At 54.5% G+C, this 12,704-nt stretch carries 10 protein-coding genes; 3 read left to right on the top strand and 7 right to left on the bottom strand.

From position 1 onward, the window contains the following. Positions 1-128: 128 nt before the first annotated feature. The 3 genes from FD30_RS06485 to FD30_RS06475 are packed head-to-tail and all read right to left on the bottom strand — an operon-like array spanning position 129 to position 3,186. The gene (locus tag FD30_RS06485) at positions 129-986 is read right to left on the bottom strand and encodes a LysR family transcriptional regulator (RefSeq protein ID WP_056944359.1); all 858 of its coding nucleotides are present in this window, start codon (positions 984-986) and stop codon (positions 129-131) included. Positions 987-1,010: 24 nt separating this feature from the next. After that, positions 1,011-1,901, bottom strand: a complete 891-nt coding sequence (locus FD30_RS06480) for an alpha/beta hydrolase (protein WP_056944358.1) — start codon at positions 1,899-1,901, stop codon at positions 1,011-1,013. Beyond that, complete coding sequence (locus FD30_RS06475; protein WP_056944357.1) at positions 1,891-3,186, bottom strand: PTS transporter subunit EIIC; 1,296 nt, start codon at positions 3,184-3,186, stop codon at positions 1,891-1,893. The genes FD30_RS06480 and FD30_RS06475 overlap by 11 nt, the downstream gene beginning before the upstream one ends. 432 nt (positions 3,187-3,618) lie before the next feature. Here FD30_RS06475 and yicI point away from each other — a divergent pair, with 432 nt between their 5' ends. Further along, positions 3,619-5,910 (top strand): alpha-xylosidase, encoded by a 2,292-nt coding sequence (gene yicI, locus FD30_RS06470; RefSeq protein ID WP_056944356.1) that lies wholly within the window; start codon positions 3,619-3,621, stop codon positions 5,908-5,910. Between the two features lie 134 nt (positions 5,911-6,044). Then, entirely contained in the window at positions 6,045-6,239 is a 195-nt protein-coding gene (locus FD30_RS06465; protein WP_056944355.1) for a hypothetical protein, read from the top strand. Positions 6,240-6,241: 2 nt separating this feature from the next. Here the strand turns inward: FD30_RS06465 and FD30_RS06460 are convergent, their stop codons facing one another. The 3 genes from FD30_RS06460 to FD30_RS06450 all read right to left on the bottom strand — a co-directional run bounded on the left by FD30_RS06460 (position 6,242) and on the right by FD30_RS06450 (position 9,721). After that, complete coding sequence (locus FD30_RS06460) at positions 6,242-7,357, bottom strand: hypothetical protein (protein WP_056944354.1); 1,116 nt, start codon at positions 7,355-7,357, stop codon at positions 6,242-6,244. A gap of 644 nt (positions 7,358-8,001) precedes the next feature. After that, positions 8,002-9,096: a hypothetical protein gene (locus tag FD30_RS06455; RefSeq protein WP_056944353.1), complete on the bottom strand. Its 1,095-nt coding sequence runs from the start codon at positions 9,094-9,096 to the stop codon at positions 8,002-8,004. Positions 9,097-9,247: 151 nt separating this feature from the next. Further along, complete coding sequence (locus tag FD30_RS06450; RefSeq protein ID WP_024747475.1) at positions 9,248-9,721, bottom strand: S-ribosylhomocysteine lyase; 474 nt, start codon at positions 9,719-9,721, stop codon at positions 9,248-9,250. Between the two features lie 199 nt (positions 9,722-9,920). Between FD30_RS06450 and FD30_RS06445 the strand changes: the two genes are divergently transcribed. Further along, positions 9,921-10,925 carry an LCP family glycopolymer transferase gene (locus tag FD30_RS06445; protein WP_056944352.1) on the top strand — a complete coding sequence of 335 codons (1,005 nt, stop codon included), beginning with the start codon at positions 9,921-9,923 and terminating at the stop codon, positions 10,923-10,925. Positions 10,926-10,984: 59 nt separating this feature from the next. Here FD30_RS06445 and FD30_RS06440 read toward each other — a convergent pair whose 3' ends face one another. Then, complete coding sequence (locus tag FD30_RS06440; RefSeq protein WP_225426527.1) at positions 10,985-11,818, bottom strand: hypothetical protein; 834 nt, start codon at positions 11,816-11,818, stop codon at positions 10,985-10,987. Positions 11,819-12,704 lie beyond the last annotated feature (886 nt).

The following is a 12,704-nucleotide window of genomic DNA, read 5'->3' as shown; positions in this document are numbered from 1 at the left end:
CCTGAATCAGTCCATTTCCACCACACTAAAATCCCCGTCGTTCTCACCATGAAAGCGGCCGCAAAGTAAAACGAGGCTGCCATACTTTAAAAATATGGCAACCTCATCTAAATTGTATTTCATGTATCTTAATAACTGTCAATGAACCGTTGGAGCAGTGGCCCAGGGGTCACCTGCTCCGGCCAAACCAACTTCAACGTGGTCCGCCAAGGTTGGTACCGAATCGGCCGTAAGTTCGTCTGGGGACCGCTAATCTGTTCCGCCACCGACTGGGGAACCACCGCCACGCCCATCCGGGCCTCGGCCCACTGGACTGCGGTGCGGGCATCGTCACAGGTGCAGGCGATGAACGGGGCCATCCCCTTCTGCGCGAACGTCGCGGCAAAAAGGCGTTCAAACCGTCGATAAATGATCAACGGCACGTCAGCCAGGTCCTCCACCCGCAACGTGACGCCCCGAAAATGGTCGTACTTCTTGGGGACCACCGCAACCATCGACTCCGTCTTGAGGTCCTTACTAGCTAACCGGGGCGCCGTAAACGGCGTCCGGACGATGGCCACGTCAATCAAGTGTTTTTCCAACCGGTCAATCAAGCCGTAAGTGTTGTCTTCGAACAGACGAATCTGGACTTTGGGGTAATGACGCGTTAACGTCCGCAACTTCGCGTTAGGCATCGCGCCAATCGACGACGAGATGACCCCGACCGACAATACCCCCGCCAAGCCCTGACCCAGTGACCGAACCTGACTATCCGCCCGCTCCCGCAGGTCGAGTAACTGTTGGGCGTAGTCCCGCAAGAGGACCCCCGCCGGCGTCAGGGAGGTCCCGCTTGACGTCCGGTGCAACAGTGTGACGCCCAGCTCCGCTTCAAGTTGCTTCAATTGATAACTTAGCGGCGGTTGGGCCATATGCAACTGCTGGGCCGCTGCCGTAATCTGACCCGCGTCGGCGACCGCTAAAAAGTATTCTAGTTGACGAAAATTCACGAAAGGTCACCTCGTTTATTTCTGCTAAGGCTCCTCGGGTTCCCCCGCTTGACTCTGCGTGAAGCGTGATTGGTTGACGGCCCGGTCTTTGGCGGGCAACGTCTCCTGAAGCAGGTACTGCCGAATCAGCAGGACAATCTGCTTGTTCTGGGGCAGATCCGAGTGCGTGGTATCGTCACCCGTCACCGTGATCTGGGTGTAGTGGGCGACTTGATTCTGAAAGATATACTTTCCTTGGCTCACACTGTTGGCCGGAACGGTGCCGTCGCTCGAGTAGTTTTCCGTGCCGGCGACCGAATAGACCGTCAGCTTCTTGGGCAGCTTATGCCGGCCCGCCACCAGTTCGTTCAACATCGCGGTCCGCGTCGTGGTACTATCCGATTCCATGTTGTAGGGGGTCGCGATGGTCATCAGACGGTCGATGGTCACCGTTGGCGATTGGTCAAAGTACTTTTCCAAAAACAGGCTTAAGATCAAGCCCCCGTTAGAGTGGCCTAAGGCGTTGAAGTGGTTGAAATGGTAAGTCTTGACCAGGTCTTTAAAGGCCACGTTCAACCACCGGGCCTGCTGGTTGATGTTCGTATAACCATCACGGTTGTTCGCAAAGGCCACCACGATGAAGGGATGGTTGTCATTGCGCCGAATGCTCCCGGTATAGGAAAGTTTTCCGTTCGTTGCGACCTTGACCTTTAACACGCTATGCGCCGTCTTGGTCTCTTGGCGCAACTGTTTAATCAGGGCATCGAACCGGTCCTGACTGGCACTCGACCCCGGGACCAGAATGGTCGGATTCAACGGCGTCCGGTAATTGGTCTTATAATGGGTGATTCGGGTCTGCATCCAAGCCATACTTGGGAAAAAGATTGCCAGAACCGCAACAATGGCCAGCCCCCACCCAATAAACTTACGCCGCATGGTCTTCACCCTCTTCCTCTTCCGCGGGCTCAGGAAGTTGATTCAAGAGCTTCACAAATGGCAGATAAATTAGGACTGAGACGGTCAGACAGACCAGACTCAACAGTAACGCGCGCCAATCCCCGGCAGTGCCTAGGTAGGCCATCAACGGCCCCGGCGTCGTCTGGGGCATGGGGTACACCATAGGCGGGACCAATTTCCAAGTGATCGCGCACCAGGCCAGAACAATGTTCACGGCCGGCGCGACAACAAAGGGAATCAATAGGATGGGGTTATACAAGACCGGTAACCCCAACAAGGTCGCCTGGTTAAGGTTAACCAGGTTCGGTAAGGCCGTCTGAACCGCAATGTGGCGGTCATGGGCGCGAGTCGAGCCAATCCAGATGGCAATCAGCAGGGCTAACGTCATCCCCGCCCCACCGAAGTTGGCGTAAGCGTCCCCCAGCGTGTGCAGCGTCACGGGATGCGGCACGTTCCAGGCCGAGCCCTGCTGGACGGCCGTGGCCAAGTTCTGTAACGAGTTCACGGTCGCGTTGCCCGCCAGGTTCACGGGACCAATCAAGCCCAACCACCACAGGAAGTTGTTCAACGCCGTGACGGCCAGAATCATCACCCCGTGATGCCCCGGATTGGTAATCATGGCGCGGGTTGCCTGGTAGACCAGGCCATTCAGGCCGCCCGTGGTCAACCAACTCATCCCGTAACCGACCAGGACCATAACCGCCATGATGATCACTAACAACCATGCCACCCGCCCGGTCAGGGTCAAGCGCGTGAACCAGCGCCAGTGTGCCAGTTTCTGCAAGAACCAACTGGCGAACCAGCCGACCACTAGCCCCACCACGATTCCTAAGAAGATGCCTTGGGGGCCTAAGTTGTTTTCAACGAATTGACTACCGCCCCGCTTGGCCTGGTCGATCACCTCATAATTCACGTTCAGGGTCAAGAAAGCCAGCGCGCTCAACAGCCCCACGGCAAGTTCGTTACGGCGATAGGTCTTAGCTAAGAAGTACCCCGTGGCGAAGGTCATCATCACCGCGACCACATTATTCACTACCAGCCCCATGACCTGAAAGGCCTGGCGCCACAGTGTCAGTCCCGGCAGCCACTGACCGATATGATAGATATGAAAGAAAAAGCCATTGGGGGCCAAACAACTCTGGCCAATGGCACTAATTAGGGTCATGATTAAAATAAACGGGTAGACGACCGTCAAGGCCTGTTGAATCACCCGCATCGCCCGCCACTTTCCAACTCGCTGATTGAACCGCCATAATCTTTGCATCGTCGTTGCCCCTTTATCATTGGGGAAAACTTTCCCCGAAATCAGCGCGCACAACGCCTGAAATGCCCACGCGCCTTACCCCGTTTTCAAGTCCCGTTTAGCTTGTGAAAAACCAACTCCCCGGCTTCTCCACGCTTTTCGTTATTCCCATTATACGAACTTCTGGTTTTCACGGAAAGCAAACGTCTTATAAATTTTATTATAAAAACTGCGCCGTTGCGGGGCCTTTTAGGACCGCCATACCGGCCTAATCTTTTTCGTTAAATTTCGATTTCATGGTTGTATGCGTTTTCAATCCGTGATAATATGTTGGTGTAAACAACCAACCAACTTTAATCGATTGCTTGGTGATTACATTTAATGTTGCTGTGACGGCGTCATTAAACTCAACTCAACTTAAAACGATTAAATCTGAAAGAGGAAGTGGCTATTTTGAAGTTTACGAATGGTTATTGGCTGACTCGCGACGAATACGACGTTAACTCTCCAGCTGAAGCATTCTCTGCAAAACAAAACGGCAAAGAAATGACCGTCTTTGCGCCATACAAGCGTATTAAGACCCGGGGAGACGAATTAAACTTAGGGATGACAACCATTAAGTTGACCTCCCCCGTTGAAGATGTGATTGGCGTTAAGCTGACCCACTTCGACCAAGACACTCACGGTCCATCGTACAAGTTGAATAATCTTGACCCTGACGTCAACATCGTCATCACCGACAAGCACGCTTCCTTAACCAGTGGTAAGTTATCCGTTAACTTCCCACTCCGCGACGAATTCGACATGTCCTTCACGGCAGACGGCCGCGAAGTGACCTCTTCTAAGTTCAAAGCCCAAGGCGAAATCTTAAACCACGACACCGGCGTTCACTACATGCGTGAACAATTATCCATCGGCGTTGACGAAAAGATCTATGGTTTAGGGGAACGCTTCGGTAACTTCGTCAAGAACGGCCAAGAAGTTCGGACCACCAACCAAGACGGTGGGACGGGTTCCGAACAATCTTACAAGAACATTCCGTTCTACATCAGTAACGAAGGTTACGGGGTCTTCGTCGACCAACCTGAAACGGTTGATTATGAAATCGCTTCCGAAAACGTTGACCGGGTTCAATTCAGTGTTGCGGGTCAATCCCTGCAGTACTACGTAATCTACGGCCCAACGCCTCAAGAAATTCTCCACAAGTACACCCAACTGACCGGTGGCATCCAATTACCACCAGCTTGGTCCTTCGGTCTGTGGTTATCCACTTCCTTCACGACCGACTACAGTGAAGAAACGGTTATGAAGTTCATCAACGGGATGCAAGAACGGCACATTCCGCTAGACGTCTTCCACTTTGACTGCTTCTGGCAAAAGGGCTTCGAATGGTCCAACATGCAATGGGACCGCGACGAATTTCCAGACCCAGTTGGCCTGATCAAGAAGATCCACGACAAGGGCATCAAGGTCTGTGTCTGGTTGAATCCTTACATCGCCCAACAAGGCCCAATGTTCGAAGAAGGCAAGAAGAAGGGCTACTTCATCAAGCGTGAAGATGGCAATATCTGGCAATGGGACCTCTGGCAAGCTGGTAACGCCTTCGTTGACTTTACCAACCCTGACGCCGTTAAGTGGTACCAGAGCAAGTTAAAGGCCTTACTCGACATGGGTGTCGATTGCTTCAAGACCGACTTCGGTGAACGGATTCCGGTCGACGACGCAGTCTTCTTCGACGGCTCTGATCCAAAACGTGAACATAACTACTACACCTTACAATACAACCAAGCCGTCTTTGACATCTTAGCCCAAGAAAAGGGCAAGGATGAAGCGGTACTCTTCGCCCGTTCCGCTACGGTTGGTTCTCAGAAGTTCCCTGTTCACTGGGGTGGTGACTGCCTGTCCAACTTCAAGTCGATGTCCGACACCTTACATGGTGGTCTGTCCTTCTTGAGTTCCGGCTTTGGCTTCTGGAGCCACGACATTGGTGGGTTCGAAGATGGCCCAGGTACCCCTACGCCAGACCTGTACAAGCGTTGGACGCAATTCGGTCTGTTATCCTCCCACAGTCGTTACCACGGGAGCGATGTTTACCGGGTTCCATGGAACTTCGATGACGAAGCCGTTGAAAACACGCGGAAGTTCGTTAACTTGAAGTTATCCTTAATGCCATACCTTTACACCCAAGCGGCTCACGACGCTGCTTACGGGAACCCGCTGATGCGGCCAATGTGGTTCAACTTTAAGGACGACTACAACACCCACACCATCGCTAACCAATACATGTTCGGGAGCCAACTCTTAGTCGCCCCTGTCTTCAATTCCGAAGGCAACGTGCACTTCTACCTGCCAGCCGGCAAGTGGACCAGCATCATCGACGACAACGAATTCTATGACGTTCCTGAAGGTGGCAAGTGGTTGACTAAGGCTTACGACGAATTAAGCCTGCCAGTCTTGGCTCGTCAAAACACGATCCTGTTACGGAATCCTAAGGCCGTTCACGCGGACTACGACTTCACGAAGGATCTGGACATCCACCTGTTCGACATGCAAGAAGGTTCCACGACGGTTGCCGTGGTTAACCAAAAGGGTGTCGATGCGGGCCACGTCACGGTTGACCGTTCCGGGAACACCTTGAAGGTCACGACGGACGGCTTAACCGGCAACGCCACGATCTACGTTCACGAAGACGGCCAGACAACTAAGGCTGCTCTGGACGGCACTACGGCGACGATTACCCTGTAATTGTTCCCCATTTTCACCTGATACGCAAAACACCGTTGGTCATTTGATCAACGGTGTTTTTTTGACCCTTTTTCCAATGAAACGATTCGCGTAAACTAGAGTTTGAACCCTAGCCTGAAATGAGGTGACTTTTCTTGGATAACCAACTATATAAATGGCTGACGGTGGGCGCCCTCTTTTTCTTTGCCCTCTGCAGTCTACTGGTCGCCCTAAACATCTGGGCGCCGCAAAATAACCTGCTTTTGATACTGGCCGGTATCTTCCTGGTGGTGGCGCTGGTCTTTGTCACGCTCAACCAACGCTGGCGCCACAGCCACCCCAAGCACTGACCCTACCAGGTCGTATTAGTACTCTGCAAGATCTCCGGATCATGGTTACTCATCAGGTAAGCTCGCCCGTCTGCCGTGAAGTTTAAAGCTTCGAATTCTCGCTTTGAGGCGAACCCGGTCCACTGGACATCCGCCGGCGTCAGGTGCCCGTTACCGGCCAGCCCCGCGACTGGTAGGCTGGCAATCGAATCATCGGAAACCAGGTACAAACGGTCGTTTTGCGGGTTATAAGCCATACTCTGAACCCGGGTGCCCGGCCCGTGCGTCAAGACCTGACGGGTCAAACGAAAGTGAACGGCGTCCTGGCCGATGGTACCTTGGTAGATGTAGACCCGCGATGCCGACGGGCGGGTCCAGAAGTAAGCGCGGCCCTGGCGGTCAAAGGTCAATACGTGGCCCCCTGGAACCGCAAAGTGTCCCGCGCGCAACCGGAAATGAATCTGCTTGACCGGTCGCAGGGTCTGGGGACTGATTCGCTGCAACACGCCCTCTTGGTTGATGGGGACCCGGGGCGCCGATTCCCGGTCACACCACATATAGAACTGACCATCCTGCCAATTATAAGCCAGGGATTGGCCGTGCCCCGTGGTAAAGGCCGGTCCGATCTTAATGGCCGATCGAATTGCCTTTTCCCGTGCACTCTGCGCTGCCTTAGCGGTGTAGACCCGCTGAAGCTGGCGCGGCGTGACGTTCAACTGATCCAAGCGCTGGCGGTCGAACCGCACGATGCGTCCACGGTTCTGCCAAGTCGTAGGACAGTAGACGATGTAGATGTATTGCCCGACCGTGACCATGCTTTGCGGGTCACCCCAAGCTTCGCCCCGAGGCCCCGGCAACGGTAACTGGTAGAGCGTCTGAAAAGTAACGGCCTGTCCGCGATTCGAGGCAATCGTATTGATACCGTGCGGGTTCTCCGCGGCCGCATACTGGGCCGGCACCGGCGTAAAGTGGACCTGGTCGTCGTTCAGGTCCCGGTTCTGCTTCAACGCTGTTGCGACCAACGCGCCGGACGCTTGGTGAACGACCGGCATCGCATAGCCTGGTAGCGCCCCAATGCCGGTGACCATCCCCACGGTCAGTGCCAATTCCCCTAGTTCTCGCCATTGCTTATCTGTCATTGAAACTCCCCCCATCACATGATTCTATTCATCACTGTTTGTAGTATACCCACTCCCAACCGCCCCTCCGACCCCAACGGCCCAATAAGGGTACTGACTTAACGTCAACTATGGGGAGATAGTCAGCGCCTTACCGGGCGGCCAGACAGGGCTGGAACGCCGTGGGCACCACTTCGAGCCACAGAGCGGTCTCGAAGCTGGGCCTTTGACTAGGGCCGACTGAGAAACGTCACCCAAGTCAAATTTCACGGCTGAGCCCTGTCTGACCGCCCTCACGGCTTACGGTAGTGGATGAATTAGCCATTCACGCCATGACGACCTGTCACGCAACGACGTGAGGTCCCGATAGCCGATAGGGCCCAGCCGGTGAAATTAGCGTTAGGCCAGTGGTCTGCTGGCCTTAGGCTAAGGCCGAGCTTTAAGACGGGCGGGCTTTGCGCGGCTTAAAGTCGTGCCCACTGGCGTCACGGCCCTGCCAATCGGCTACCGGGACCGGATGACCTCACCCCTGGCCACCCGGCGGATGACTAAAACAGGAGCCCGGGACAAAATGCCCAGGCTCCTGTTATTCTTAACGACAACGATATAGTGCTGAAACGTGCGACCCAAGGTAGCCAACTCCGCCTTTGGTCGCACTCTGTGGTTTACCAACTAGTGTGGGTGCTTTTTAAGATTTCGGGGTCGTGGTTAGTCATTAGCGTGGCGCGGCCGCTAGTGGTGAAGTTCAGCGCTTCGAACTCCCGCCGGGGACTGAATCCCGTCCACCGCACGCTTTTAGCGCTCAGATGCCCCCGACCACGTAAGCTGTGGATTGGCAGACTGGCGATGGAATCGTCCGACACCAAGTATAACCGTCGATTATGCGGGTTATACGCAATGCTTTGGACCCGGGACCCCGGGGCGTGCCGCAAGACCTGATGGGTCAACCGAAATCGCACGTGATGCAGCCCAATCGTTCCTTGATACAAGTTGACCCGCTTAGCTGACGGCCGGGTCCAAAAGTACGCCCGACCACTGCGGTCAAAGGTCAACACGTGGCCGCCCGGGACCGCCATCCGCCGGTTTCGTAACCGAAACCGAATCTGGTGGTTCGGCCGCAACGTATGGGTGCTGATCCGATTTATATAACCGTACTGATTCGTGGGGACCCGGGGCTTGGACTCCCGGTCGCACCACATATACAGGTGATGGTCGCGCCAATTGTACGCCAACGACTGACCGTGACCCGTGATGAAGATCGGGCCCACCTTAATCGCCGACCGAATCGCCTTTTCCCGCGCACTATGCGCGGCCTTTTTAGTGTAAACCTTTTGCAACTGCCGGGCCGTCACGTGGTGGGCCTTCAGCCACTTCTGGTCGAACCGGACCAGCCGGCCCCGGTTATGCCAGTTAGTCGGACAGTACACCACGTAGATGTACCGGCCCACCGTCGCCATACTCTGGGGATTGCCCCAAGCCTGGTGGTGATACCCCGGCGATGGGAGGAGATAGGCGGTCTTAAAGGTTACCCGGACGCCCTGGGTGCCTCGGATCGTATTGCGTCCATGCAAGTGTCTCGCGTGCTTATAGTGGCGAGGTTGGTGCCACATCTTGACGCGATAATCGTTCAAGAGCCGCGTCCGCCCTGATACGAGGGCGCCGGCCCGCTGATGGACGATGGGCATCGCTTGTGCACTCAGAGTGATGCTCAATCCCGCCCCCAACGCCAGCACGGCTCCCCAAATTTTTCGCCAATGCATTTAAAATGCACCTTCTTTACAATTAATCCAGCAATTCCAGTATACCGCGAAATACTTGTGCTCGTCAGTCACAGCCCCCGGTTAGTCGCTGACCACTAAAAAAGCGGGCACCATCGCTGGTGACCCGCCATGTTTCGCATATCTCGTTAGACTAGATAACTTCTCGCGTAAAGGGATCCTTGGAGATACCCTTGTCCAAGATGTCCTTGCACCATTCCTTAGCGGAGAACAAGCTGTGGTCCCGGTAGTTCCCACAACTGTACTTGTCCGTGCCTTGAACGTCCTTCCATTCCGTATCGTAAGCGATCCGGTGTAAGGATGCCTTGAGGGCCTTGGCCACTTCTTCAGTGGATTGTTCGCCCCAAGTGATCAAGTGGAAGCCGGTCCGGCAACCGAATGGTGAGCAGTCAATCACACCACTCATCTCGTCCCGTAAGTAGCCGGCTAACAAGTGTTCAATCGTATGTAATCCGGCCGTTGGAATTGCGTTGGTGTTAGGTTGAACTAACCGCAAATCAAAGTTTGAGATCACATCACCCTTCTTACCCGTCTCCCGGGTAATCAACCGAACGTACGGTGCCTTAACGGCCGTATGGTCTAACGTAAAGCTTTCAACTTTTGCCATATTTTGCCAACTCCCTTTTCCATTTTTTAATCCTGTTCCCCTCTACTCTACACCAAACCCCGCCGCCCCGCTAATTATTTTCAGTTTTCTTAAGGCTTCTAAGAAAGGGCAAAGTTTAGCCTAATTACCGCGTATCACTGTCTCATTAGTTGCGAGAGTGGCTATACTGGGTCTGTATCACGAGAGGGGAGGAACCATCATGAACACTGCACCACAGGAACCGTTACCACCACGGGAACGCCACTTTAGCCATTCGGGGAAGCTTAAGCGCATCATTCTTACGCTACTGGCGTGCCTTTTAATCGGTGGCGGCCTGTACGGCTGGTACGCCTTGCACCAAGCCAAAACCACGTTTTCTAAAACCTATCACGCCCTACCGACCAAGCCCAACGACCTCGCGTTAACCAGCGGCAAACCCTTTGCCGTCCTGTTAATGGGGACGGACACCGGTGCGCTAGGTCGGCATAGCGTTGGCCGGACCGATACCATGATCATCGCGACCATCAACCCGAAACGCCAAACGGCTAAGCTGACCAGCATCCCCCGGGACACGCTGGTCGACGTCTACGGTAGCCAACAAGACGATGAAAAGATCAACGCGGCCCTGCCACTGTACGGACCGGAGACGGCCATTAAGACCGTGGAACACCTGGTTAACATTCCCATCCATTACTATGTTCTAATCAACATGGGGGGCCTGGAAAAGATGATCAACGCCGTGGGCGGAGTTGACGTAGTCCCACCGCTGACGTTCCATTACGAACAAGCCAACGTCAAGAAAAACCAGAAGATCCACCTCAACGGGGCCAGCGCACTGGCCTACTCGCGGATGCGCGACGACGACCCCTTAGGCGATTACGGCCGGCAGATTCGTCAACGCCAGATCATTAAGCAGCTGGTCTTAAAGGAAGCGGGACTGTCCTCCGTGGCCCACTACCAACGGGTCTTAGGCTCTCTGAAAGATAACATGCAGACCAACCTCACGTTCCAAGACCTCCTGTGGCTACGCACCAAGTATGGCCACACTAGTCGCCACGTCCAATCCGCGACCCTGCAGGGAAAGCCGGCAGTCATTAACGGCATCGACTACCAGATTGCGCCCCAAACCACGATCGACCAGGTCTCCAAGGACCTGCGGAAGGCCCTCGGGCTCCCCGTTAACGTCCAGTTCCAGACCGATGCGTTAGACCCTACTGGGGAATGACGCCTAAGCCAATAAAAATGAGGTTTCCCGGAAATGGGAAACCTCATTTTAACCTCAAGTTACTTCTTCGCTAATGAAGCGGCCCGGCGTTGGCGCCAAATGTGCCACCCGCTGACCAGGATACTGATGTCACCGACTAAGGTGCCTAGCCCGATCAGTAAATTACCCGTCGAGGTCACCATCAGACTGGACCAGGGATTGATCCGGGCAATCAGGGCTAGAACCGTCATGATCCAGAGGTCGGCCACTAGCGCCGGTAACCACGAATTCGGGTGGCGCCGCTGGTCCCAGAGAATCAGGGCCGTCAAAATAACCGCTACCGCTAGCAGGGCTAAGCTCCCGCCTTTACGGGTCACGTAGACTAAGCCCACCGCCGGCAATGCCCGGCCCACTAGGTTCCAGATGATCAGGAGTCCCACGGCAATCAGCCCCCAACTCACGAGTTGTCCTCGCGTGGCGAACCGGGGGGTCAACCAGAGACCCAAGATGACGGCCACCACCAGTAAGACCAGCTGAACGCCGATCTTTAGCAGTTGGAGTGGCACGGCCGGTAAGATCACTGTGGGTAAAACCAGGCCCACGAAGAACAGCCCCAACGGGAAGAATAGGTCCGTACTCCACCACCAGGGATGGCCTTTTTGGCGCTTCATTAGGCGCTGAGCCGCAGCTAACGGATCCCCGTGCCAGTAGTCGCCCGCGGACTTATTCGCCCGCTGTGCGGCTAAGAATCCCGGTAAGAGGACGCCCAGGTACTCCTGGAACGTCTCCTCATCGGTGAACCGCGGGTCTTGACGCAAAGCGGCTACCAGTTGGTCCCAGTAGGCTTGATTTTCAGTTGTTAATTGTGCACGCAACGCCGCGTTAGCCGCGCTGTAGGTTGGGTGTTCTGCCACACTTATCATGCCCCTTACTTTTCTGACTTTGCTTCCATGATAAGGAACTTTAGGTCAAATTACCATCAATTTTTCGTGTGACCGGGGATGGACGAATCATTCGCGCGCAAAAAAGAGGTTTGGATTTTGGTCCCAGATTCGACGTTTAGCTAAGGGGTAGTGGCATTCACCCGCCTTACCGGTTGGCCCTGAAGAGGCTGGAGCGTGGTGGGCACGACTTAGAGCCCTGAAAATCCCAGGTCTCCAAGCTCGGCCTTTGGGTAAGCCAGCTGAAAAACGCTGACTAACCCAAACGACACCACTGAGCCTCTTCAGGCCCAACCTCACGGCTACATTGAGCGTATCAAAAACGGTGTTTCCTGACGTTCGGAATTGGAAATATCACCGGGTGGGACTCTTAAACTAAAACGCTAAGGCGTAAATCCTATCAGACCTCGAGTCCGTGGTAGTAGGCACCATCATACCTGCGCCATGGCTACAAACGGGTGACGACCTTATTCATGCCAATCACTACGGCCCGTCGGCAAATCATGTCTCGCTATTGGGTTACACAACTGTAAGCCGAGAGGACGGCCAGACCAGGCTCAGCCGTGAAATTTTCCTTGGTGAGCGTTTTCCAGCTCGCCTAGGAAAAGGCCCAGCTTCGAGACCGTTCTGTGGCTCGAAGTGGTGCCCACGGCGTTCCAGCCTGGTCTGGCCGTCCGGTAAGGCGAATGATCAACACAGCGGTAATTGGTTTATACGACAGACCTGAAGTCCAACAGTCTCTGTTCGATTTTCAGCGCCAATAGGCCACGGTCATTCAAAAGAGCTCTGCAAAACCAAAATAGGTGTACTAGTCCCTGTCAAGTTGACAGATGAAATAATATAATTCTCGGACGTAACT

Source organism: Levilactobacillus namurensis DSM 19117, assembly GCF_001434785.1.
Lineage (GTDB): Bacteria > Bacillota > Bacilli > Lactobacillales > Lactobacillaceae > Levilactobacillus > Levilactobacillus namurensis.
Note: the sequence above shows the minus strand (reverse complement) of the source record. Positions and strands in the feature narration are given on the sequence as shown.